This window comes from Micromonospora sp. NPDC048947 (assembly GCF_040649495.1).
GTDB classification, from domain to species: domain Bacteria; phylum Actinomycetota; class Actinomycetes; order Mycobacteriales; family Micromonosporaceae; genus Micromonospora; species Micromonospora alfalfae.
This window is the reverse complement of sequence record NZ_JBEZFO010000041.1, coordinates 1-23,394: the sequence shown is the minus strand read 5'-3', so window position 1 is coordinate 23,394 and position 23,394 is coordinate 1. Positions and strand designations below refer to the sequence as shown.

Annotated in this window: 21 protein-coding genes; 9 read left to right on the top strand and 12 right to left on the bottom strand. The window is 71.1% G+C overall.

All coding sequences use genetic code 11. The annotated features are described in order from the left end of the window. Positions 1-110: 110 nt before the first annotated feature. Positions 111-1,310, bottom strand: coding sequence for an RtcB family protein (locus AB0B98_RS32540; protein WP_357367642.1), 1,200 nt, complete (start codon positions 1,308-1,310; stop codon positions 111-113). A gap of 126 nt (positions 1,311-1,436) precedes the next feature. After that, positions 1,437-1,562 carry a hypothetical protein gene (locus tag AB0B98_RS32535; protein WP_357367640.1) on the bottom strand — a complete coding sequence of 42 codons (126 nt, stop codon included), beginning with the start codon at positions 1,560-1,562 and terminating at the stop codon, positions 1,437-1,439. A gap of 136 nt (positions 1,563-1,698) precedes the next feature. Between AB0B98_RS32535 and AB0B98_RS32530 the strand changes: the two genes are divergently transcribed. Continuing rightward, positions 1,699-1,932: a hypothetical protein gene (locus tag AB0B98_RS32530; protein ID WP_357367638.1), complete on the top strand. Its 234-nt coding sequence runs from the start codon at positions 1,699-1,701 to the stop codon at positions 1,930-1,932. Here AB0B98_RS32530 and AB0B98_RS32525 read toward each other — a convergent pair. Next, positions 1,927-3,234, bottom strand: coding sequence for an RICIN domain-containing protein (locus AB0B98_RS32525; protein ID WP_357367637.1), 1,308 nt, complete (start codon positions 3,232-3,234; stop codon positions 1,927-1,929). The genes AB0B98_RS32530 and AB0B98_RS32525 overlap by 6 nt on opposite strands. Positions 3,235-3,391: 157 nt before the next feature. On the opposite strand from AB0B98_RS32525, the gene AB0B98_RS32520 reads away from it, so the two are divergent. Then, the gene (locus AB0B98_RS32520) at positions 3,392-4,579 is read left to right on the top strand and encodes a spore photoproduct lyase family protein (RefSeq protein ID WP_238669561.1); all 1,188 of its coding nucleotides are present in this window, start codon (positions 3,392-3,394) and stop codon (positions 4,577-4,579) included. Positions 4,580-4,582: 3 nt separating this feature from the next. Here the strand turns inward: AB0B98_RS32520 and AB0B98_RS32515 are convergent, their stop codons facing one another. Next, the gene (locus AB0B98_RS32515) at positions 4,583-5,386 is read right to left on the bottom strand and encodes a M15 family metallopeptidase (protein ID WP_357367644.1); all 804 of its coding nucleotides are present in this window, start codon (positions 5,384-5,386) and stop codon (positions 4,583-4,585) included. Between the two features lie 278 nt (positions 5,387-5,664). Here AB0B98_RS32515 and AB0B98_RS32510 point away from each other — a divergent pair, with 278 nt between their 5' ends. Further along, on the top strand, positions 5,665-6,702 hold the full coding sequence (locus AB0B98_RS32510) for a LacI family DNA-binding transcriptional regulator (protein WP_238669558.1): 1,038 nt from the start codon (positions 5,665-5,667) through the stop codon (positions 6,700-6,702). A gap of 135 nt (positions 6,703-6,837) precedes the next feature. Here AB0B98_RS32510 and AB0B98_RS32505 read toward each other — a convergent pair whose 3' ends face one another. The 3 genes from AB0B98_RS32505 to AB0B98_RS32495 form a co-directional block, all read right to left on the bottom strand. Next, on the bottom strand, positions 6,838-7,686 hold the full coding sequence (locus tag AB0B98_RS32505) for a peptidylprolyl isomerase (RefSeq protein ID WP_357367634.1): 849 nt from the start codon (positions 7,684-7,686) through the stop codon (positions 6,838-6,840). Between the two features lie 70 nt (positions 7,687-7,756). Next, on the bottom strand, positions 7,757-8,965 hold the full coding sequence (locus AB0B98_RS32500) for a D-alanyl-D-alanine carboxypeptidase (protein WP_357367632.1): 1,209 nt from the start codon (positions 8,963-8,965) through the stop codon (positions 7,757-7,759). Positions 8,966-9,012: 47 nt separating this feature from the next. After that, positions 9,013-9,741: a MerR family transcriptional regulator gene (locus tag AB0B98_RS32495; protein ID WP_357367630.1), complete on the bottom strand. Its 729-nt coding sequence runs from the start codon at positions 9,739-9,741 to the stop codon at positions 9,013-9,015. Between the two features lie 165 nt (positions 9,742-9,906). On the opposite strand from AB0B98_RS32495, the gene AB0B98_RS32490 reads away from it, so the two are divergent. Beyond that, entirely contained in the window at positions 9,907-12,201 is a 2,295-nt protein-coding gene (locus tag AB0B98_RS32490; protein ID WP_357367628.1) for an excinuclease ABC subunit UvrA, read from the top strand. A 323-nt stretch (positions 12,202-12,524) separates the two neighbouring features. On the opposite strand, the gene AB0B98_RS32485 is transcribed toward AB0B98_RS32490, so the two are convergent. Both AB0B98_RS32485 and AB0B98_RS32480 read right to left on the bottom strand, forming a co-directional pair. Then, positions 12,525-12,944, bottom strand: coding sequence for a protein-tyrosine phosphatase family protein (locus tag AB0B98_RS32485; protein ID WP_357367626.1), 420 nt, complete (start codon positions 12,942-12,944; stop codon positions 12,525-12,527). 1,081 nt (positions 12,945-14,025) lie between these two features. Then, complete coding sequence (locus AB0B98_RS32480; protein WP_357362645.1) at positions 14,026-14,592, bottom strand: hypothetical protein; 567 nt, start codon at positions 14,590-14,592, stop codon at positions 14,026-14,028. Between the two features lie 783 nt (positions 14,593-15,375). On the opposite strand from AB0B98_RS32480, the gene AB0B98_RS32475 reads away from it, so the two are divergent. Continuing rightward, entirely contained in the window at positions 15,376-15,717 is a 342-nt protein-coding gene (locus AB0B98_RS32475) for a hypothetical protein (RefSeq protein ID WP_357367624.1), read from the top strand. Then, a complete protein-coding gene (locus tag AB0B98_RS32470; protein WP_357367622.1) occupies positions 15,714-16,373 on the top strand; it encodes a nucleotidyl transferase AbiEii/AbiGii toxin family protein in 660 nt (219 codons plus the stop codon). Before AB0B98_RS32475 ends, AB0B98_RS32470 begins: the two co-directional genes overlap by 4 nt. A gap of 138 nt (positions 16,374-16,511) precedes the next feature. Here AB0B98_RS32470 and AB0B98_RS32465 read toward each other — a convergent pair whose 3' ends face one another. Next, on the bottom strand, positions 16,512-17,414 hold the full coding sequence (locus AB0B98_RS32465) for an SDR family oxidoreductase (RefSeq protein ID WP_357367620.1): 903 nt from the start codon (positions 17,412-17,414) through the stop codon (positions 16,512-16,514). Between the two features lie 187 nt (positions 17,415-17,601). On the opposite strand from AB0B98_RS32465, the gene AB0B98_RS32460 reads away from it, so the two are divergent. Continuing rightward, positions 17,602-19,392: a 5'-nucleotidase C-terminal domain-containing protein gene (locus AB0B98_RS32460; RefSeq protein WP_357367618.1), complete on the top strand. Its 1,791-nt coding sequence runs from the start codon at positions 17,602-17,604 to the stop codon at positions 19,390-19,392. Between the two features lie 57 nt (positions 19,393-19,449). Here the strand turns inward: AB0B98_RS32460 and AB0B98_RS32455 are convergent, their stop codons facing one another. Continuing rightward, positions 19,450-19,623 carry a hypothetical protein gene (locus AB0B98_RS32455; protein ID WP_238672196.1) on the bottom strand — a complete coding sequence of 58 codons (174 nt, stop codon included), beginning with the start codon at positions 19,621-19,623 and terminating at the stop codon, positions 19,450-19,452. 84 nt (positions 19,624-19,707) lie between these two features. Next, positions 19,708-20,868 (bottom strand): geranylgeranyl reductase family protein, encoded by a 1,161-nt coding sequence (locus AB0B98_RS32450; protein WP_357367616.1) that lies wholly within the window; start codon positions 20,866-20,868, stop codon positions 19,708-19,710. A 148-nt stretch (positions 20,869-21,016) separates the two neighbouring features. Here AB0B98_RS32450 and AB0B98_RS32445 point away from each other — a divergent pair, with 148 nt between their 5' ends. Continuing rightward, a complete protein-coding gene (locus AB0B98_RS32445) occupies positions 21,017-21,253 on the top strand; it encodes a hypothetical protein (RefSeq protein WP_030491902.1) in 237 nt (78 codons plus the stop codon). An 85-nt stretch (positions 21,254-21,338) separates the two neighbouring features. Then, a complete protein-coding gene (locus AB0B98_RS32440) occupies positions 21,339-22,778 on the top strand; it encodes an MFS transporter (RefSeq protein ID WP_357367614.1) in 1,440 nt (479 codons plus the stop codon). Positions 22,779-23,394: the final 616 nt, after the last annotated feature.

The window sequence follows — 23,394 nt, the reverse complement described above, 5'->3', positions numbered from 1 at the left end:
TGGTGGGGGTGCGGGTGGGGGGGGTGGCGAGCCTCTCGTCCGTTCGGGGTGTCTCGGCGTCGGTCTCCCCGGGGGGGGGGGGGGGGGGCCCCCCCCCCCCCCACGGCAGGTCAGCCCTTCACGCAAACCACCTGCTTGAGGTGCGCGACCACCTCGACCAGGTCCTCCTGCTGGGCCATCACCTCGGTGATGTCCTTGTACGCGCCGGGGATCTCGTCGACCACCCCGGCGTCCTTGCGGCACTCCACCCCGGCGGTCTGGGCGGCCAGGTCGTCGGTGCTGAACGTCCGCTTGGCCTGCGCCCGGGACATCCGACGCCCCGCCCCGTGCGACGCCGAGCAGTACGCGTCCGGGTTTCCCCGCCCCCGCACGATGTACGACCCGGTGCCCATCGACCCGGGGATGATGCCCAGGTCACCCCGGCCGGCCCGGATGGCGCCCTTGCGGGTGACCAGCACGTCCACCCCGTCGTAGCTCTCCTCGGAGACGTAGTTGTGGTGGCAGCTGATCGGCTCGTCGTAGGAGACCTGCGGGAAGTGCTCACGCACCACGCCGCAGAGCAGGGCCAGCATGACCGCCCGGTTGCGCCGCGCGTACTCCTGCGCCCACCACAGATCCCGCCGGTACGCGTCCATCTCCGGCGTCCCGGCGAGGAACACGGCCAGGTCGCGGTCCGGAAGGTCCGCGTTGTGCGGCAGCCCCCGGGCCACCCCGATGTGCCGCTCGGCCAGCTCCTTGCCGATGTTGCGGGACCCGGAGTGCAGCATCAGCCAGACCCGCCCCTCGTCGGCGCCGCCCTGCTCCAGGCAGACCTCGATGAAGTGGTTGCCCCCGCCGAGGGTGCCGATCTGCCGCTGCGCCCGCGTCTCCAGCTGCGCCACCCGCCGGTCCAGTCCGGCGAACCGGCCCCAGAAGTCGTCCCAGCCGGCCTGCTCCAGGCCCCGGATCCGACGCGTGTCGACCGGGTCCTTGCGCTGGGCGAAGCCGACCGGGATGGTGGCCTCGATCGCGGAGCGCAGCCCGGCCAGGTCGTCCGGCAGGTCGGCGGCGGTCAGCGAGGTACGGACCGCCGACATCCCGCAGCCGATGTCGACGCCGACCGCGGCCGGCGAGACGGCCTGCCGCATCGCGATCACCGAGCCGACGGTGGCGCCCTTGCCGAAGTGCACGTCGGGCATGACGGCGACACCCTGCACCCACTGCAGCGCGCCGATGTTGCGCAGCTGCTTGGCGGCCTGCGGCTCGATGGCGTACGGGTCGGTCCAGACCCGGACCGGTGCCCGGGTACCGGCGAGGGGGGTGAATCCCATGGTGGTCTCCTTCTGTCGTGCGGCGACCGTTAATGATCATATTTGGCGGCCAGCGGCGGTGCGCGGATACGAAAGGGCCGCCCGATCCCGGTGGGATGGGCGGCCGGCGGACGCGTCAGCGTCGGCTCAGTCGCGCCACCCCGGCTCGTTGCGCCGCGATGGGCAGTAGGCACGGGTATCGTCGGTCAACCGCAGAGGGGTGCCGGCGGAGAGCAGGCGCCAGCGGGCGTCGGTGCGGACGCGTCGCGACATGGCGTACTCCCTCCGGGTTGCTCGGTTGAGTGTGCACCGACGACAGTAGGAGTGCTGCGACGCGTCCGCAATGGATATGCCCGCGGACGGTCGACGGACCGCCTGCATCACGCTGTCGTAGGGCACACTCGCGGGCATGGGTCTGCTGGAGGCGATCGACGAGCGGGCCTGCCTGCTGCCCACCGGCGGCGAGTCGCTGGGCAATCTGGCCGCCTTCCTCGGCACCCTGGCTGTCGACTTCGACGTGCTCGACCCGCCGGAGCTGCTCACCGTCGTCCGGGACGTCGCCGACCGGTTCGCTCGCGCCGCCGCCCCCGCGCCGGGGCGAGTCGCTGTTCACCCCGGCGCGGACGTGGCAGTGGAGCTATGACTGCGGCACCAGCCGGAACGACTGCGCCGCGGTGCCGTTGCAGGTGTACTGGATGAGCTGGACGCTGTCCGCCGTGGACGCGCCCGGCACGTCGAGACACTTGCCGCTGGAGCGGTTGACCAGGCGGTAGTAGCCGCCGCCCTCGGGCTCGGCCCGCCACTGCTGGTTGTTGCCGCCGCTGTAGGACCAGAGCTGGATCGGCGCCGAGTCGGCCGTCGACCGGTCCTTCACGTCGAGCACCTGGGCGCTGTTGTTGCGGTTGTTGACCCGTAGGTACCCGCCGCTGGTCGGCACGAACTGGTACTGCTGGGCGGTGCTGCTGTTGCACGCGTACTGCTGGATGGCGGTGCCGTTCGCGCTGGCGGCGGCGCGGGCGTCCACGCACTTGCCACTGGCCCGGTTGACAGCCGTGTGCCAGGCGGTCGGCGAGATGCCGTCGGACGGCGGGGGCGTGGTCGGTGGGACGGTGCCGACGCCGGCGAGCCAGTGCAGCCCGTCGATCAGCAGCTGGTTCTGTTGGGCGCTGTCGAACGTCGACGACAGCCCGGTGTTGGTGCTGTAGTTCATCGCGTTGTGGCCGAAGTTGGCGTAGAGCATCTTGTACTGCCGGTTGCTCCAGACGAGCGGGTAGTAGCCGCCGTACCAGGACTGGTTGGGATCCGTGCCGACCGGGAAGCTGGACGGGTCGACCGACGCGAGGATGTCGATGTTGGGGTTCTGCCGCAGGTCGTTGCTCCAGGAGTACCACTCGCTGATCGACGACGGGAACGTCGCCGGGAGGTTCCGGGTGGCGGCGTGGGTGCGGTTGTCGGCGCGCATCGTGACCCGGGTGGGTCCCCAGGTGTTCGTCTGGAACGCGCCGGTGCCGAGGAAGGTGTTGTAGTACCAGCTCCAGCTCGACGGGTTGTCGGTCCACGCGCTGACGTGGAAGCCCAACCACGCTCCGCCGTTCTGCATGTACTGCTGGAACGCGGCGCGTTGCCCGGTGGGCGGCGCGTCGTCAAGGAACATGACGACCTTGTACTGGGCCAGGTTGGCGGTGTTCAGCAGGCTCCAGTTGTTTGTGGCCTCCCAGGAGAAGCCGTACTGGGAGGCGGCCTGCGGGAACCAGGCCCGGGCGTCCTTGACGAAGTCGATGTGCGCGGCGTCCCAGGTGCCGTTGTAGAAGGCCAGGACCTTGAACGTCGGCGCGGCCTGCGCACTGCGCGAGGCGCTGACAGCGACACCGGCGGTCAAGGCGACGACCAGGGCGACGAACAACGACAGGATCCTTCTGGTACGGGAGGAGAGTTCTGCGATCACCTGATCGTCCCTTCGGTGGGGACGCGCGCCGCCGCGTCGAGGTACATCTGTTCACAAGGTTTACAGATAGACGAAAGGTTATTCCTCTGACCTGATCGCGTCAATCGCCGATCGCCTGAACGGGTGGGATTCCTACGGCAACGGGTACCCCCGCCGGATGACCAGCCCGGACGCCGTCGACGTCGACAAGCCGCTCGCCGTGGACGTGCCCGCCGCGCCGCACGACGCCAGCGGCGAACATGTGCCGATCCGCGACCTGGCCGGCCTCGCGCCGCCGACCCGGTCGGCGCGCCGCTGGACCCCGAGCCGGGTGGTGGCCACCCCCGCCGCGCTCGACCACCCGCACGGCCAACGGATCGTCGAACGGGTGCGGGCACTCGGCATCGAGGTGGAACACCTGCGCGCCAACCGGCTCACCGGGGTACGCGGGCAGACCGACCGGGAGACCTACGCGCGGGCCAAGTCGACAATGGCGATCGTGGTGAGCCCACCCTCGCGGCGTGTCCTGCAACCCATCGCGCCCAGCGCGGACTGGCGGGTCGACCTGGCCGAGGGCTGCCCGGCGCACTGTCAGTACTGCTACCTCGCGGGATCCCTGTCCGGCCCACCGGTGACCCGGGTGTACGCGGACCTCGACGACATCCTCGCCGGGTTGGCCGCGTACGCCGGGCGCGGCACGGTGACCAGCCGCAACGCGCGGCGCGCCGACGAGGGCACCACCTTCGAGGCGTCCTGCTACACCGACCCGCTCGCCCTGGAGCACCTGACCGGCAGTTGGCGGCGCGCGGTGCAGCACTTCGCCGACTGGGACGCCCCCGTGCAGTTGCGCTGGACCACCAAGTACGCCGACGTGGACACGTTCGTCGGCCTGCCGCACGCCGGCCGGACCCGGGTCCGCTTCAGCGTCAACTGCGCCCCGGTCAGCGAACGGTTCGAGGGCGGCACCGCCCGGGTGCCGGACCGGCTGGCCGCGCTGCGCCGGCTCGCCCTCGACGGCTACCCGGTCGGGCTGACCATCGCGCCGATCATCGCGCTGCCGGACTGGCGGGAGCACTACGGCGACCTGCTCGACCAGGTCCGCGCGGCGGTCGACGGGGTGCCGGATGTGGACCTGACCGCCGAGCTGATCACCCACCGGTTCACGCCGGGCAGCAAGGAGGTGCTGCTCGGCTGGTACCCGCGCACCCGGCTGGAGATGGACGAGGAGTCCCGCACCCGCAAGCACGGCAAGTTCGGCGCGGTGAAGTACGTCTACCCCCGCGAGCAGATGACCGAGCTGCGCGACTGGTTCACCACCGAACTGACCGCCCGCGTCCCGGCCTGCCGGATCCTCTACTGGACCTGACCGTCAGCCGACCGAGGAGCGGTCGACCGGGGCGGCGAAGAACGTGTCCGGGTACGGCTCGTCGCGCAGGCTGTAGTGCCACCACTCGCGGTCGTAGTTGACGAACCCGGCGTCGGTCATCAGCCGCTGCAGCAAGCGACGGTTGTCCCGCGCCGTCCCGGCGATGCGGGGGTCGGCCGTGTGCGCTCGGGGGTCGAAACAGTCGAAGCCCGTACCCATGTCGATGCTGTTGTCCGCGAACCGCTGGGCGCGCGGCGCGGTGCAGGCGACCAGCGGTTGCCCGACCCGGTACGGGGGTTGGCTGGCGGCGGGCTCGCCGACCAGTGTCAGGTCCAGGGTGCTGCCGCGGCTGTGCGCTGTGGGAGCGCCGATGTACCCGTCGGCGAAGAGCCGGTTCTTGGCCAGGTCGGGGTAGAACTCGGCCTTCGTCTGCTGCTCGTCGGGGCGCTTCGACCAGGCGACGAAGTCGTCCACCGCCGGTTGCGGGCGGTAGCAGTCGTACACCTTGAGGCTGTGCCCACCGGCCAGCGCGGCGTCCTGTACGCGGCGCAACGCCTCGGCCGCCTGCCGGGTGAGCAGGCACAACGGCTCGCGGTAGCCGGTGATCGGCCGGCCGACGAAGTTGTGCGGTGTGGCGTACCGGATGTCGGCGTGGATGCGCGGGTCGAGGTCGGTCAGCACCACGAACCCCGGCAGCGGGGCTGCCACGGGGCTGGACGGGACCGGCGCGGGTGTGGGGCTCGTCGGCGTCGGCTGTGGTGTGGCCGGCGCGGGGCGGGGCTCCGGCCGCGAGCAGCCGCCGAGCATCGCGGCGAGCGCGAGCACGACGGCCAGGCGGTAGCGCACGAGTCCTGTCTATCAGCCCGACAACTGTCACCATCCCAGGATCCACGTACTCCACCAACCGAAAGTAACCGGAAAAACTCCGGAACTTTTCCGCAACTCAAGCGAAGCTTCGATCGGCCTGGCATGTCGTCAACCCCCATCGGTGAGGCAAGATGACGCGTGGAACGGGCACGCCGTTTCGGGACACACGGTGGGCGACGCCTGGTGGTCGTTCCTCCGGCTCGGTGAAGGAGACGCGGGTGGGCGCGGACGACGGACGCAGGGTGACCATCACCGCGATCGCACGGGAGGCCGGGGTGTCGGTGCCGACCGTGTCACGGGTGCTCAACGGTCGCTCCGATGTGGCCCCGGACACCCGCGAGCGGGTCGAGGAGTTGTTGCGCCACCACGGCTACCGGCGTCGTACCAGCCGCAGCGTTCGCCGTGCCGGTCTCGTCGACCTGGTCTTCAACGACCTGGACAGCCCCTGGGCCGTGGAGATCATCCGGGGCGTGGAGGATGTCGGGCACGGCGCGGGCGTCGGCACTGTGGTCTCCGCGATCCACCGGCAGCCCACGGCGGCCCGGCAGTGGTTGCAGAACCTGCGCACCCGGGCCACCGACGGCGTCATCTTCGTGACCTCGCACCTGAGCCCGCCGCTGCACGCGCAGTTACGTCGCCTCAACGTGCCGGTGGTGGTCGTGGACCCGGCCGGCGTGCCGGCCATGGACGTGCCGACCATCGGTGCCACCAACTGGGCCGGCGGGCTCGCCGCGACCGAACACCTCCTCGCGATCGGGCACCGGCGTATCGGTTTCGTGGCCGGGCCGACGCACCTGCTGTGCAGCAGGGCCCGGCTCGACGGTTACCGGGCCGGCCTGGAGGCCGCCGGGGTGCCGGTGGACGACGCGCTGATCTACCCGGGCGACTTCTACCACGCCTCCGGATTCGCCGGCGGGACCGCGCTGCTCGACCTCGCCGACCCGCCGACCGGCATCTTCGCCTCCAGCGACCAGATGGCCTTCGGCGTCTACGAGGCCATCCGGCGTCGCGGGCTGCGGGTGCCGGACGACGTGAGCGTGGTCGGGTTCGACGACCTGCCGGAAGCCCGCTGGGCCTCACCGCCGCTGACCACAGTGCGCCAACCGTTGGTCGAGATGGGACGGTTGGCGGCCCGGACCGTGCTGCGCCTGGCCCAGGGCGAGGGCATCGACTCGCCCCGGGTGGAACTCGCGACCGAGATGGTCGTCCGGGACAGCACCGCCGCCCCGCTGACCGGGTCGCCCGCCTCGGCGTGACGGCCGGAACTGCGTCGGAAACCGGTTGGACCGGTTCCGGTCCGTTCCCGAAAATTCCGGCAGGGCCGTGCCCGACCGGAGGTCGCCCGCGGCCGGCGCGGTGAGCGACCGACCGTCACCCACCGCGCCGCACGGTCAGTGGTGATGGTGCCAGCGGACGGCCTTGCGGATTGTCACCGGCAGGGCGGGCGCCCCGTCGACAGGCGCCGGGTCCTCGGCGGTCGGCGCCACTCCCCCGGCGGCGATCCGGTCCAGCGTGGCCAGGCCGGCACTGTCGACCTCACCGAAGATCGTGTAGTTGGGGCGCAGCGCGGAGTTGGCGTAGACCAGGAAGAACTGGCTGCCGTTGGTGTCCGGCCCGGCGTTGGCCATCGCGAGGACGCCACGGGCGTACACCCGGCGTTCCCCGGTCGGGTCGGTGGGCGCGGGCGGCAGGTTGGTCGGCAACTCGTCGCGGTACCGGTAGCCAGGGCCGCCCTCACCGGTGCCGGACGGGTCACCGCACTGCAGCACGCTCAGCGTCGGGTACGCGGTGAGCCGGTGGCACGGGGTGCGGTCGTAGAACCGCTTGCTCACCAGGTGCAGGAAGCTCTGCACCGTGCACGGCGCCGCGGCTCGATCCAGTGTCAACCCGATGGGCCCGTGGTTGGTCGCCAGTGTCACCCGGACGCTGCCCCGGGCCGGGGTGCGTCGCGGGTCGGGCGGTAGCGGAACCGGCCGGGCCGCGGGTTCGTCAGGGGTCTCGGTGTAGGCGCACGGGCCGTGGGTGGTGCGCGGCGGTCGGGTGGCGGCGTCGGCAGCGGCGCTCGGCGCGGCGGAGACGCGCACGCTGTCGGCCGACGGGCCCGGGGCGGCGAGCGCGGTGGCGGACGAGCCGACGACCAGCGCCCCGGCGAGCACCGTCACCCCCGCGAGGCGGGTCAGGGCGCGCACCGGCCGGCGGAGTGCCGCCACTGCGGGGCGCGGTTCGAGTTCACTCGACACAGGGATCCTCCTGGACTGGTGGTGCCAGAAAGACCGGAGTCTATGGAGGGCAGCGCCCGATGTCGATCCGTCAGGGCATCCGGCGGCGACGCCGCCACAGCAGGCCGCCCCACAACGCCACCACCGTCGCGCCGCTCACCGCGGTCACCGACCAGAGCCACTCCGAGCCGGTACGCGCGGGACCGCTGGCCGCCGCCGGTCGGGGCGCGCCGGGTGCCGCCAGCGCGGACGGCACCGCCGACGGGGTGGCGGTCAGCTCGCCGGGCTCGACCAGTCGACCCACGGCGGCGTCCCGCGGCAGCGTGAAGCCCCAGTCCAGGAGGGCAGCGCCCTGCTCCCAGCCGCGCGCCGGCGCCGATTCGGCGCCCAGCAGCGTCACCACGAGTCGCCGCCCGCCGCGTTCCGCCGCCCCCACGTAGGTGTGCCGGGCCAGGTCGGTGAAGCCGGTCTTGCCGCCGAGAGCCCCCGGGTACCGGTAGATGAGCTGGTTCTCGTTCTGGATCTCGAAGCCCTTGGTGCGTTGCGCCGGCTGGGGCGGAATCGACGTCTGCTCGGTCAGCGCGTACCGGCGGAAGGTCGGCTGGGCGAAGCAGGCCCGGGCGATCAGCGCCAGGTCGTACGCGCTGGTGAACTGCCCCTTGCCGTCCAGCCCGGACGGGGTGACAGCGTGCGTCTGGAGCGCGCCGAGGTGGTGCGCCTGCTCGTTCATGGCGCGCACACCGGCGGCGCTGTCCGTCCCGCTGCCGAGTCGCGCGAGGGCGTTGGCGGCCTCGTTGCCGGAGTTGAGCAGCAACCCCAGCCAGATGGTCTCGATGGTGTACCGGCCGCCCGCGACCAGGCCCACGGCCGAGGAGCCGGGTTCGATGTTCATGTCATCGTCGGTGACGGTGACCGTCTGCTTCGGGTCGAGCTTGGGCAGCATCGTGGCCGCCAGCAGGAGCTTCTGCACGCTCGCCGGTGTGCCGTACTCGTGGGGGCCGCAGCCGCCGAGCACCTGGCCGCTGTCCAGGTCGGCGACCAGCCACGACGTGGCGGTGACCCCGGGTGGCGCGGCGACGCCGGCCGGCACGACCAGGCCGGCAGTGTCCAGCGCCGCGCCGCCGATCATCCGTTGCTCCGGGACGGCGGGCGGGGGCGACGGCCGGGGTGGGCGCGACGTCGCCGGGGCCGGGACCCGGGGGCAGCGCACCGTCGGCGCGGCGAACGCTCCCGTCGCACCGACCGGCACCGGAGCGAGCAGGACGGCGGACGTCGTGGCCGCCAGCAGCGCAGCTCTCATGTGCCCGACCCTAGTCAGGAAGATCGCCCGGCGGGACGGGATGCCGGTCAACTCGCGTCGCCGCGAGCGCGCAGGTAGTCGTGCAGCGCGGCGGTGCCCCGCAACCGGCGCAGGCTGCGGGTGTGCAGCTCCTGCTCGCGGCGGCCCAGCTCGGCGCGGACCCGCTGGGCGCTGCCGGTGGTCCGCAGCTCGCCCAGCACCGCGGCGATGATCTCGAACGGGTACGCGCCCCGGCGCAGCAACGCGATGACCTGCGCCGCGAGTAGCTCCGCCTCGTCGTACACCCGGTAGTTGGTGCCCTGGGCGCGGCCCGGCCGCAGCAGCTCGCGCTCCTCCCACAGCCGCAGCTGCGAGGTCCGGACCCCGACCAGGGCGGCGACCTCGCCGATGCGCACGCCGTGGCGTGGCGCGGGTCGGGCCACTGGTGGGCTGGCCAGCACGGTCTCGAAGGCGCCGAGCACCCGGCGAATCTCGGCGCGTTCCCGGTCCAGCTCGGCATGGCCGCCGTCGAGCGCCGCCAGCGCCGCCGGCAGGTCACCCGTGTGCACCGCAGCCATGACCTCCCGGGTACGGCTCCAGCCGTGCCCCTCGGCCAACCGCCGCGCCACTGTCAGCGCCCGGGCGTGCTCGGTGGTGAAGATCCGGTAGCCGCTGGCAGTGCGGCGCACCGGCGGCAGCACGCCCAACTCGACGTAGTTGCGCACCTGCTGCACCGAGATCCCGACAGTGGCCGCCAGGTCCACGGCGCGCAGCCGATCTTTCGAGGCGACGTCCACGCGAGCCACCGTACCGCTTACGACGTGATTTGAGACTTTCCCCGACCTAGTGCCGCAGCCTGCGCTTGACTCTCGGCGAAAGGCTCTACATGGGGATGAATGAGACAATGGAACCCGCCAGTGCTCGGCGGGCAAAGTCCCGCCACGATTCTGTGAAGGGTCCGTATGTCGCAGCCAGCATGGTCCGCCGCCGACAGCCACGACATGATCGAGGTACGCGGGGCACGGGAGAACAATCTCGCCGACGTCTCGGTCGACATCCCCAAACGCCGGTTGACCGTCTTCACAGGTGTCTCCGGGTCGGGCAAGTCGTCGCTGGTCTTCGGCACCATCGCCGCCGAGTCCCAGCGCATGATCAACGAGACCTACAGCGCGTTCCTCCAGTCGTTCATGCCGAACCTCAGCCGGCCGGACGTCGACTCGCTGCGCAACCTCAGCGCCGCCATCGTCGTCGACCAGGAGCGGATGGGGGTCAACTCCCGCTCCACGGTCGGCACCGCCACCGACGCGTACGCCATGCTGCGGATCCTCTACAGCCGGCTCGGCCAGCCGTCCATCGGCGGCGCCGGGGCGTTCAGCTTCAACCTGCCCGAGGGCATGTGCCCCACCTGCGAAGGGCTGGGCCGGGTCTCCGACCTCGACATCAACGAACTGGTCGACGTCGAGCGCTCCCTCAACGACGGCGCGATCACAGTGCCCAACTTCGCTGTCGACTCCTGGTACTGGCAGACCATCGTCGGTTCCGGCCTGTTCGACCCGGACGTCAAACTCCAGGACTTCACCCCCCAACAGTGGGAGGACTTCCTGCACAAGCCAGCCACCAAGATCAAGGTTGGCGGCAACAACTGGACATACGAAGGGCTGGCGGTCAAGGTCAAGCGGCTCCTCCTGAGCAAGGACCGCGAGTCGATGCAACAGCACATCCGCGCCTTCGTCGACCGGGCGGTCACCTTCACCAGCTGCGGCGACTGCGGCGGCACCCGACTCAACGCGCCGGCCCGCTCCGCACGGATCGCCGGACTCAACATCGCCGACTGCTCGGCCATGCAGATCAGCGACCTGGCCGCGTTCGTCAGCACCATCGACGACCCGGGGGCAGCGCCACTCGTCGCCAACCTCCGCGACCTGCTGGACTCCCTGGTCGAGATCGGTCTGGGCTACCTCAGCCTGGACCGCGAGTCCGCGACCCTCTCCGGCGGCGAGGCGCAACGGGTGAAAATGGTCCGGCACCTCGGCTCCAGCCTCTCCGACGTCACCTACGTCTTCGACGAACCCACAGTCGGCCTGCACCCGCACGACATCGCCCGGATGAACGACCTGCTGCTGCGGCTGCGCGACAAGGGCAACACAGTCCTGGTCGTGGAACACAAACCGGAGACCATCGCCATCGCCGACCACGTGGTCGACCTCGGACCGGGCGCCGGCACCGACGGAGGCCGGATCTGCTTCACCGGCGACATCCCCGGCCTGCGCCGCTCCGACACGCTCACCGGGCGGCACCTGGACCACCGGGCGACAGTGCGCGAGGCGGTACGCCAACCCACCGGGCAGCTCGCCATCCGCCAAGCCGACCTGCACAACCTGCACGACGTGGACGTGGACATCCCGCTCGGGGTCCTCACCGTGGTCACCGGCGTGGCCGGCTCCGGCAAAAGTTCACTGATCCACGGGTCGCTGCGCGGCCGGTCCGGGGTCGTCATCGTCGACCAGTCCCCGATCCGTGGCTCACGACGCAGCAACCCGGCCACCTACAGTGGGCTGCTCGACCCGATCCGCACCGCCTTCGCCAAGGCCAACGGGGTCAAGGCCGCGCTGTTCAGCGCCAACTCCGAAGGCGCCTGCCCGACCTGCAAAGGAATCGGGCTCATCTACACCGACCTGGCGATGATGGCTGGCGTCGCGAGCGTCTGCGAACGATGCGAGGGGCGGCGCTTCACCGACGAAGTGCTCACGTACACGCTGCGCGGCAAGAACATTCACGAGGTGCTGACCATGTCGGTCACCGAGGCGTACGCGTTCTTCCCCAGCGGGGCGGCGCACCTCATCCTCGGCCGGTTGGTCGACGTCGGGCTGGGCTACCTCAGCCTCGGCCAGCCACTGACCACCCTGTCCGGCGGGGAGCGGCAACGACTCAAGCTCGCCATCCACCTGGCCGAGAAGACCACCACGTACGTCCTCGACGAACCGACCACAGGCCTGCACCTGGCCGACGTGGACCAACTGTTGGCCCTGCTCGACCGCACGGTCGACGCCGGAAACACCGTGATCGTCATCGAGCACCACCAGGCGGTCATGGCACACGCCGACTGGCTCATCGACCTCGGCCCCGGCGCCGGCCACGACGGTGGCCGGATCGTCTTCACCGGCACACCGGCCGAGCTGATCGCCACCGGCGACACCCTCACCGCCAAGCACCTCCGCGAGTACGTCAACGACCCGGCCGTGGTCGGCCAGAGCTGACCCCGCCGCCCCACTACCGGCCGGAGCACGGCGGCGACGGGTGCCGGCACGAGCGGGTGCGGGCCGGCGGTGCCAGCGGCGGCGGTCGGCTGACGCGGTGTCACGGGTGGCTGGCACGGCGGCGCTCCGGTCGCGGCGCTCCGGGTGCAGCGGGTCGAGCGGCGGCGGCTGAGCGGCGGCGGTTCGGTCGCGGCGGGTTGCGCGGCGGCGCTTCGGCCGCGGCGGTTGAGCGGCGGCGGTTGAGCGGCGGCGGTTGAGCGGCGGCGGTTGAGCGGCGGCGGTTGAGCGGGCAGCGATTCGGCGGCGGCGATTCGGCGGCGGTGTCAGGTGACGCGGCGCAGCCAGCGCCGCTGCCAGGGGGTTTCCACTGCTTTCGGGTGGTAGCCGGCCCGCACCCACGGCACCGCCCGCTCGACCGGCAGGCCGTCGAGGATCGTCAGGGCGGCCAGGGCCGTTCCGGTACGACCCACCCCACCCCGACAGGCCACCTCGACGCGTTCCCCGTCGTGCGCGCGCCGCAGCGCCTCCCGCAGGGCGTCGAGGGCGTCGGCGCGGTCGAGCGGCACCCAGAAATCGGGCCACCGGATCCGCCGGTGCGGCCAGGCCGGGTCCGGACCAGGTGCCAACAGCACGGCGAAGTCGGCGGGCGAGGACGCGGCAGCGACGCGGCGTCCGCGCACCGTCGCCCCACTGGGGAGTACGAGTACACCCGACTGCTCGGACCACGGCTGCGCGTCAGTCATCCGGACATTGTGCCGCGACGCTCCGACGGATGAGCACAGACAGCGCCGCCCCCGGCTGGTGGGCCGGGGGCGGCGCTGGTGTCGGTGTGCAGGTCGCCTCTCGGCGAGTGGCACGACGCGGCTCCAGCCGAACGGTATTCCGCGAAGGCGATATTAGGTGAGGCCCGGGGACACTGAGTCACACCGACACCCTCCACAACCAGCCCGCCCCCGCCAATGTTCCCGCACCCCGCCTTGCCCACCCATCCGATCACCGCCCCGCCGTCGTGCCGCACCGCCGCCCGGCTGCCCCCGCCGCCCGGCTGCCCCCGCCGCCCGGCCGCAACACCGCACCGCCGTGGTGCCGTGGTGCCGTGGTGCCGCGAGGCCCGCGCCGATTGGCCACAGCCTCTCCACTCCCGCCGCACCGCCGGCTGGCCTCGCCCGGCGAGTGGGTGGCTGGCGTCGGTCGCCCAGTGAGTGGGTGGCTGGCCTCACCCGGTGAGTAGGTGGCTGCGGTCGGCGCACCGCCGGCTGGCCTCGCTCGGTGAGTAGGTGGCTGGCTGGCATCGGTCGGCGCACCGCCGGCTGGCGTCAGCGGGCGGTGGCATCAACGCCCCGCCGCACCACCAGCGGCGGTCGGCGGCCTCAACACACCGCCGCTCCGCCGGACCGTTCCGCCGCCGGGTCCCATCGCTGCACTCCCGCTCGCCTCACGACCACGAACACTCGCCCTCGCGCCGCGCTGCGGCCACGACCCACGAGATCTTGGACAGTTTCCGTTCGACGCGAACGGAAACGGTCCAAGATCTGCTGGCAGCCACCAACCCGGACCGCGCCATCCGCTTCCGACGATCCGCCATCCGGTTCCGACGGGCACCCGCCGGCATCGCGGCATCCGCTCCCGGGCATCCGCCCCTAGCCGGCACCCGACGCCACGGCACCCGCTCCCAGCGGCCAGGCGACGCCACGGCACCCGCTCCCAGCGGCGCAACCAGCGAGCATGCGCCTCCCGCACGGAAACGGAAATGCCGCTGGCCGGCACCCGGGGTTGCGGGTGCCGGCCAGCGGTCGGTCTCTTGCGGTGGTGCTGTTGTGCGGGTCAGCTGTTCCAGTGCTGGCCAACGAGGTCGGTGGCCTGCTGCTCCCACTGGGCGTAGGCGTCCGGGTACGCCGACACCTGCACGGTCTGCGCGGCGTCGGTCAGGGGCATGTCCTGCCACCCGTCGACCTGCTTCAAACCCTTGAGGAACGCCGTCGTCGAGTACTCAGGGTCGGTGATCTGCTCCGGGGTGCCCCAACCACTGGACGGGCGCTGCTGGAACAGGCCCAGCGAATCGTGGTCGTTCATATCGCCGAGGTGGCCCAGGTTCTCCAGCTTCGACTCCTGCAAGCTCGTCGCGATCGAGATCACCGCTGCCCGCTCCGGCAGGCCGGCCTTCTTCGTGGCGGCGATGATCGCCTTCACGTTCGCGGTCTGCTCATCGTTGAGGGTGATGTGCGACTGGTCGCCCTGCGGCTTCGGCGCCGCCGACTGCACGGCCACGGCGGCGGGCTTGGCATCCACGGCCGGGGTGGCAGCGTGGGCGGCGATCGGGCCGGCGAACACACCACCGGCGAACGCGAGACCAGCAACAGACAGCATGCTCTTACGGAAGATCGTGTTCATGAGGGGTAGCTCCTTCGGGGGTAGAACACCCAACCACCACAAGGGGGACGGCGGCAGGGTGTGAGCACCTCGTCCGGCGCTGCACGTACCAAGGGGGAAAGTCTGGGGGGTGACGCCCATCAGGGCGTCGGGTCGGCGACCTGCGAGCGGGGGGCTCGTGGCGCCGGGACCCTGTGTAACGACCCGGGGGGCCGGGGTCATTCCGGGTTGGCCCACCGTCGGCACCCTCATCGAGGCGGTGCCAGATGTCGTTCGTGGGGACTGCAACGACCCGGGGGGCCGGGACCATTCTCGAATGGCCCACCTGCCGGCACCCTCGCCGTGGCGGTGCCCGGTCGGTCGTTCGTGGGGACTGCAACGACCGGGTGGAGGCTGGCATTCCAGCCTGCGCGACCAGCCCTCAGGGTCGGGGGCGGGTCGGTGGTACTGCGATCGTCAGGGTATGTAACGACCCCGACCCCGCCACAATTCCGGCCCACGAGTGCGCCCGACCACACCCCACAAACCCCAACCAACGGACAAACCACCCATCCAGCGCCGCGTCCAAGGCGTCGAATCGACCCTCACCCGCGTGATCCACTCGGGTTCACGGAAGACGGGGCATCCCGGACGGCCGGACAGCCCGACTTCAAGGAAACGGAGTCGATCACGAACCGGCCGAGCGCACCACTGCGCGCAAACCGGACAAAATTGGAGGCGATGAGGGTCGGGCCGGCGCGCCTGGAGGAGCGTGCTGGGATCGACCTGAGCGACACCGGGTCTGGTGGGCGTTACCCTGACACCATGCAGGCCGCCTCCCCCACCGTCACCGGCGTGGCCTTTCTGGCTCGCCCGGGTCGCCCCGCTGTGGTGGCGCGGACGCTCGCGGAGCTGGCCGGCCCTACCCGAGGTGTCGTGGAGCTGCCGGTACGGCTGATGTGGAACGCCGAGCGCACGTTCGACCTCGGCGACCCCGACCAGTTGCTCTGGATGTACGAGAATGTGCTTCGCGAGACCACTCGGGCCGAGGATCTGCGCGCCCTGATCAACGGGCGGACGCTGCGTCGGGTGTGGCGACTGCTCAACCTGCCTCGGGGCGTACGCCAGGCGTGGGAGAGCCGGCACCGCGGCCTGCGCGCGGCGTGATCGAACCTCATCTGCACGAGTTCTACCGGGAGGTGGCCCGGGTGGCGCTTGCCGCTGCCGGGCCGTACCGGTTCGTTCTGGGTGGTGGGGTGGCGTGGGCGGCGCACGGGCTGGTCGCCCGACCGACGGAGGACGTCGACCTCTTCGCGGACGTGGAGGGCGCTGCGGCGGCGGCGTCCGCCGGGGTGCGGGTGGCCCTGGAGCGGGCCGGGTTCATCGTCAGTGACGCCGACCCGGACAGTGAGCTGGCCGAGTTGTTCGACGGGTACGAGCAGGACATGAAGGACTTCGTGGTGAGCCGCGACGGACGGCAGATCCGGCTCAGCCTCGCCCGGTTGGACCGCCAGCAGAGTCCGGTGGTGATGGACCTCGGCCCGGTGATGGACGTTCGTGACCTGGTGGCGAACAAGATCGCGGCGTTGGTCAACCGGCGGGAGGTTCGCGACTTCATCGACGTGGCAGCGGCCCTCGACCACTACGACGTGACCGAGCTGTTGGTCCTGGCACGGCAGGTCGACCCCGCGCTGGACCCGGACGACGTGCGCGCCGCCGGCCGCTACCTGGACCGGCTCTCCGACCAGCGTTTCGGCCGGTACGGCCTGGGCGCCGCCGACGTCGTCGAGATCCGGCAACGCTTCGCCGCCTGGCCACGCTGACCGCCGGGCCACGCGAACAAGCCAGACCAAGAACGACCGCGCGAACAAGGACCGCGCGAACAGGCCACAGCGACAAGCCGCACGAGCACGGCGGACCGCCGGGTGGGCGCCCCGAAACGACGACCACCCGACGGCGGGTCACTTGGTCGGTCGACCGCCCGTGACCCCCAGGATCTCGCCCGTCACGTAGCTGGACTCCTGCGAGGCGAAGAAGACGTACGCGGGCGCCAGCTCCGCCGGCTGCCCGGGACGCCCCTCCGGGGTGTCGGTGCCGAACTGCTTCACCTTCTCCTCCGGCATGGTGGCCGGGATCAGCGGCGTCCACACCGGCCCTGGCGCGACGGCGTTGACCCGGATACCCTGCTCGGCCAGGTCGGCGGCGAGGGCCTTGGTGAAGTTGGCGATCCCCGCCTTGGTGGTGGCGTAGTCCAGCAACTGCGGCGACGGGTCGAACGCCTGGATCGACGACGTGTTGATGATCGCCGACCCCTCGGCCAGGTGCGGAATGGCGGCCTTGCAGAGCCAGAACATCGCGTACAGGTTGGTCTTGAACACCCGGTCGAGCTGATCGGTGCTGATGCCGAGGATCCCCTTGTCCTGCGACATCTGGTACGCCGCGTTGTTGACCAGGATGTCGAGGCCGCCCAGGTCGCGTACCGCCCGGTCGACCAGGTCCTGGCAGTGCGCCTCGTCGGTGATGTCACCGCGTACCGCGACGCCCCGCCGGCCGGCGGCTTCGACCAGCCGGATGGTCTCCCGGGCGTCGGCGTCCTCCTCCTCACCGAGGTAGGAGATGAGCACGTCCGCGCCCTCCCGGGCGAAGGCGATCGCGACCGCCCGGCCGATCCCCGAGTCACCGCCGGTGATCAGCGCCCGCTTGCCGTCGAGCTTGCCGCTGCCCCGGTACGACTCCTCCCCGTGGTCCGGCTTCGGGGTCATCTCCCCGGTCGAGCCGGGCGCTGACTGCTGCTGTGCGGGTTGGCCGGACTGCTGGCCGTACTGGCTGGTCGGGTCCTGCTGGGTGTGCTGATCCTCGCTCACTGAGAACTCTCCTTGCTGCGCGCGGGAAGCGGCGCTCTCCCACGAATGCCGTCCCTGACCGCCCTACCCCGCGTCGGCCTGCGGAAACCGCTGCAACGATCGGGGCTGCCGTGGCGGTGGTGCCGGGTGCTGGTTATGGTGCGCAAGGCGCTCACGAGGCGCGTCCACCCCCATGGAAAGGCACGTCATGACCTCTTCCTCCGGCCCGTCGCGCCGCCAGGTGCTCGTCGCCGCGGCGGCCGCGGCGACGACCCCGCTGATCGCCGCCGCGCCCGCGCAGGCGGCCGGCCCGGCCCGGCCGCGCACCTGGGACCTCACCCTCCTGGGCACGTCGGACACGCACGGCAACGTCTACAACTGGGACTACTACCGCGACGCCGAGTACGACGACAGCAAGCAGAACGACATCGGCGTCGCGAAGTTGGCGACTCTGATCAACCAGATCCGTCGGGAACGGCGCGGCAAGGCGACGCTGGTGCTCGACGCCGGCGACACGATCCAGGGCACGCCCCTCGCGACGTACTACGCCAAGCAGGAGCCGATCACCGCCACCGGGGAGAAGCACCCGATGGCACGGGCCATGAACGTCATCGACTACGACGCGGTGACCCTGGGCAACCACGAGTTCAACTACGGTCTGCCGTTGCTGGACCTGTGGATCCGTCAGCTCGGCTTCCCGGCGCTGGCCGCCAACGCCGTGAACGCGAAAACCGGTAAGCCGGCCTTCCTGCCGTACGTCATCAAGAAGGTCTCTCTCGGTTTCGCCGCGCCGACCCTGCGGGTCGGCATCCTGGGGTTGACCAACCCCGGTGTGGCCATCTGGGACAAGGGCAACGTCGAGGGCAAGCTGCGCTTCGACGACATGATCGCGACCGCCGCGAAGTGGGTGCCGATCATGCGGGCCCGCGGTGCGGACCTCGTGCTGATCTCGGCGCACGGCGGGGACAGCGGCACCTCCAGCTACGGCCCGGAGCTGCCGAACGAGAACCCGGTGGCGCTGATCGCCCAGCAGGTGCCCGGGATCGACGCGATCCTCTTCGGTCACGCGCACAACGAGGTGGTCGAGCGGTTCGTCACCAACGAGCGCACCGGCACGCAGGTGCTGCTCTCCGAGCCGTCGAAGTGGGGCCAGCGGCTCACCCGGATGGACTTCACCCTCGCCCGTGAGCGTGGCCGGTGGACGATCACCAAGAAGGCCGCCACCATGCTGAACACCAACACTGTGGTCGAGGACCCGAAGGTGCTCGCGGCCGTGCGGGCCCAGCACCAGAAGACCATCGCGTACGTCAACCAGGTGGTCGCGCAGTCCACCGTGGAGTTGTCGGCGGCGGAGTCACGGTACAAGGACACGCCGATCCTGGACTTCATCAACCACGTGCAGACCGAGGTGGTCGGCGCGGCGCTGGCCGGCACGGCGCACGCGGACCTGCCGGTGCTGTCGATAGCGGCGCCGTTCAGCCGGACCGCCGTCTTCCCGGCCGGCGATGTGAAGATCCGCGACGTGGCCGGCCTGTACGTGTACGACAACACCCTCGAGGCGGTAGTCCTCAGCGGGGCCGAGGTGCGCGCGTACCTGGAGTACTCGGCGAAGTACTTCCGTACGTTCGCGCCGGGCGCCCCGGTCGACCCGGAGCAGATCAGCGACCCGGCGGTGCCGGACTACAACTACGACGTCTTCTCCGGCCTGGACTACGACATCGACATCTCCAAGCCGGTCGGGCAGCGGATCACCCGCCTGGTGCTGGCCGGCACCGACACCCCGGTGGCGGACAACGCCCAGTTCGTGGTGGCGGTGAACAACTACCGACGCAGCGGCGGCGGCAACTTCCCCGGCATCGTGAAGACCCAGGTCTACAACGCGCAGCAGGAGATCCGTCAGCTGCTCATCGACTGGGCGCAAACCAGGGGGACGATCGACCCGGCCGACTTCTTCCAGCCCAACTGGCGTCTGGTACGCGAGGGCGTGCCCGTCTTCTGACGGCAGCGCATCACGAACGGGCCGTGGGTGGCGACACCCGCGGCCCGTCGCGCGTTCTCAGCCCTGCACGTTCCAGCGGATCGGGTCGTCGGACTCCTCCGGCCGGTCGCGCCCGGGATCGGTCTCGGTCAGGGCCACCCGCTCGTCGGGTCGGACGGCGGGCGGTAACTCCCCGAACCGCGTGTGACGCAGAAACGCGTACTCGTCGTCGGTGAACGGCTGCTCGGTCATCAGCGCCTCCTCGTGCTCCGCTGTGATTGTCTGCCGTTCACGGCGGTCGGCACCAGTAGCCGGGCGCACACCCTGTAAGGCGTCCTAGGATCCTGGGTGAGCGGTGGTGGCCTGGCGCGATGGATGAGACACCCGGTCGAGCACCGCGAGGGCCGCCCGGATCGGGCGGCGGCGCAACATCTCGTCGAAGCTCGCCCGCCCCTGGCAGAACTGCACGAACATCCGCCAGCCCGGCGGAGTCGCCAACAGGGCGTGGAACACGTCCGGGCGACGGGTGAACACGTCGAGCAGCCGGAACCCCGCCCGCATCTCCGGCAGCAGACGCTCAGCCACCGCCCGCTCATACCCGGCCAGGTCACCGCCAGCGACCGCAGCCCCGGCCAACTCGCCGGAGCGCAACGCGAAGCTGATGCCCTCCCGGCTCCACGGCTCCAGCAACCCCGCCGCATCCCCCACGACCAGCACCCGGCCGTTGCGCAACGGTGAATCCTCCGCCCGACAACGAGTCAGGTGACCGGAGTCGTGCTCCGCCGGCAACCCGGCCAGACCCAACCGGTCGACGAACCGCCGCAGGTAGTCGCGGGTCCCCTCCCCCGCCCCCCGCCCGGCGATCACACCGACGGTCAGCCGGTCACCCTTGGGAAAGACCCAGGCGTACGAACCCGGCATCGCACCCCAGTCCAACAACAGCCGGCCCCGCCACCGCTCCTGCTCGACGGGCGGCACCGGAATCTCCAACTCCAGACCCAGATCCACCTGCCGGTACCGGACCCCGACGTGCCGGCCGGTCACCCCGGACGAGCCGTCCGCCCCGATCACCGCACGAGCCGCGATCGTCGTACCGTCGGCCAGCCGCAGGCGTACCCCCTCGGGGTCCTGCTCGATCGCGCGGACCGCGACCCGCTCCCGCAGCTGCGCGCCCGCGGCCACCGCCGCCGCGCGCAGCCGGTCGTCGAACTCCTCGCGGCGCACCATCGTCACCACCGGACTGCCGTTGCGGCGGGTGAACTCCCGACGGCCGTCGCGGGTGAACGTCACCCGATCCACCCGGTCGTGCGCGGGCACCTCGATCCGATCCTGGACGGCCGCCAGCGAGGTGCCGATCAGGCCACCACCGCAGGTCTTGTACCGCGGGTGCACGGCTCGCTCGACGACAAGTGTGGAGACGCCAGCACGGGCAGCGGCGTGCGCCGCGGACAGCCCCGCGGGGCCAGCGCCGACGACGACGAGATCCCAAACGATCACGGAAGCAGCCTAGGGCACCTCCCCGGCCCGACCGCCGGACCCGCCCGCCGCCGTGACCGCCCGATCGGGTGTGCATCTTCGGGCACCGAGGGGGTAACCGGCGCACGGCAACCGCCACCGCAGTGGCGGACGAGCACAAGGAGGAACCATGCAGCAGGTGCAACTGTCGGAGGCCGAGCAACGGGTGTACCAGGCGGTCACCACCCTTGAGGCACGCGGGCAGGTGCCCTACCCGGACCTGATCGCCGAGGAATCCGGGCTCACCGAGGAACAGGTGGGCAGCCCCCTGCACCTGCTCACCGAGAAGGGCCTGCTGCACCGCGAGGACTCACCGATGGCAGGCCTCGACTTCGGTCCCCGGTTCTGCGCCCGCCAGATGGCGTGACCCGCGAAACCAACCGGCACGGTTCGCCCCCCGAAGACCCGGGTAGCGGTCAATCATGCATGACCGAGGGTCGACGGGGGGCGCGATGAGCGCGGCGCAGACGCCGCAGCCGGTGACAGCGGCCGAGAACCGACGACGCTGGCAGGCAGTCGGCGTCGGACTCGTCGCCGCCTTCATGACGCTGCTCGACGTGAGCATCGTCAACGTGGCCGTACCCTCCATCGACCGGGCGCTGCACGCGTCACCGAGCGACCTGCAGTGGATCCTCTCCGGGTACGCGCTCACCTTCGGCCTGGCGCTGGTCCCCGCCGGCCGCTTCGGCGACGCCCGCGGTCGACGCAACGCGTTCGTCTTCGGCATCGCGCTGTTCACCATCACCAGCGCGCTCGCCGGCCTCGCCACCTCCCCGACCTGGCTGGTCATCGCCCGACTACTCCAAGGCGCCGCCGCCGGCGTCGTCAACCCGCAGGTCATCGGGCTGATCCAGCAACTGTTCCGCGGGCCCGAACGCGCCCGCCCGTTCGGGCTGCTCGGCGCCACCATCGGCATCTCCACCGCCGTCGGACCGCTGCTCGGCGGACTGCTCATCGCCGTCGGCGGCGACGAACACGGCTGGCGCTGGGTCTTCTTCGTCAACGTGCCGGTCGGCGTCCTCGCGGTGATCCTCGGCTGGCGGCTGCTACCCGGCCGCCCCACCGGACAACCCGGCTGGCGTCGACTCGACCCATTCGGCGTCCTGCTGCTCGGCGTCGGTGTGGTCCTGGTCCTGCTGCCACTGGTGCAGGAACAGCAGTGGCGGACCCCCTGGAAGTGGGCGCTCATCCCGGCCGGCCTGGCCGTGCTGGTCGCCTTCGGGCTCTGGGAACGACGGTACGCACGCCACCACCAACCCCTGTTCGACCTCCGGCTGTTCAGCTTCCAGTCGTACACGCTGGGGTCGATCCTCGCGCTCGTCTACTTCGGCGGCTTCACCGCGATCTTCTTCATCTTCACCCTGTTCCTGCAGATGGGGGTCGGCTACAGCGCCCTCGTCGCCGGCCTGGCCATCACCCCCTTCGCCCTGGGCTCGGCAGCCGCCGCCGTACTCGGTGGACGCATCGTCAACCGCTTCGGCCGACCACTCGTGGCCATCGGACTGCTCACCGTCGTGGTCGGACTGGCAGCCACCGTTATCGCACTACGCCTCTTCCCGGACGCCCCAGCGCCCTGGGTCACCGCCGGCCCCCTGCTCGTCGCCGGCATCGGCAGCGGACTGGTGATCGCCCCCAACCAGACGATCACCCTCTCCGAGGTGCCTGTCGATCAGGCGGGCAGCGGCGCCGGCATGCTCCAGACCGGCCAGCGGATCGGCGCCGCCGCCGGCATCGCCGCCGTCGGCTCGCTGTTCTTCTCCACGCTGGCCGACAGCCACGGCGACTGGACCAACGCCTTCGAACAGTCCCTCATGCTCGCCACCGGCATCATCGTGCTCGCGTTGGTCGCCGCGCTGATCGATATCTGGCGCACCCACAACCACAAGAGCTGACCGGGGTACGCCGTGCGGTGGCCTTGCCGTGCGGTGCGTCCTGCCGTGCGGTGCGTCCTGCCGTGCGCCGTGCCGTGCTGTGGTCTTGCCGTGCTGTAGTGCTGGTGTGCGTGTACTGCGAGCGGTGCGGGTCAGACGTTCCAGTGCTGGGTGACGAGGTCGGTGGCCCTGCAGCCTCCACTGAGCGGCGTTCCCCGGCCTGTGCCCGCGCCCCGCGCCATCGGCCGGTGTCCGCGGCCCTCGACCTGCGCCTCTAGGGCGGCGGTTCAACTGACTGACCGGTGATTCCTCGTCCCGTCCACGGAGATCTTGGACAGTTTCCGTTCGCACGGAACGGAAACTGTCCAAGATCTCGGGCAGATGCGGGTTGGATGACTCGATCCACATCCCCGGAGGGCGCTGGCACCGGGACCGCTAACCGGCGGGCAGCGTCCGGCGACAACAGAAAGGCCGCTGGCCGGCACCCGAGGTTACGGGTGCCGGCCAGCGGTCGGTGTCTTGCGGTCTTACCGTGTGGTGCTTGCGGTGGTGCGGGTCAGCTGTTCCAGTGCTGGCCGACGAGGTCGGTGGCCTGCTGCTCCCACTGGGCGTAGGCGTCCGGGTAGGCCGACACCTG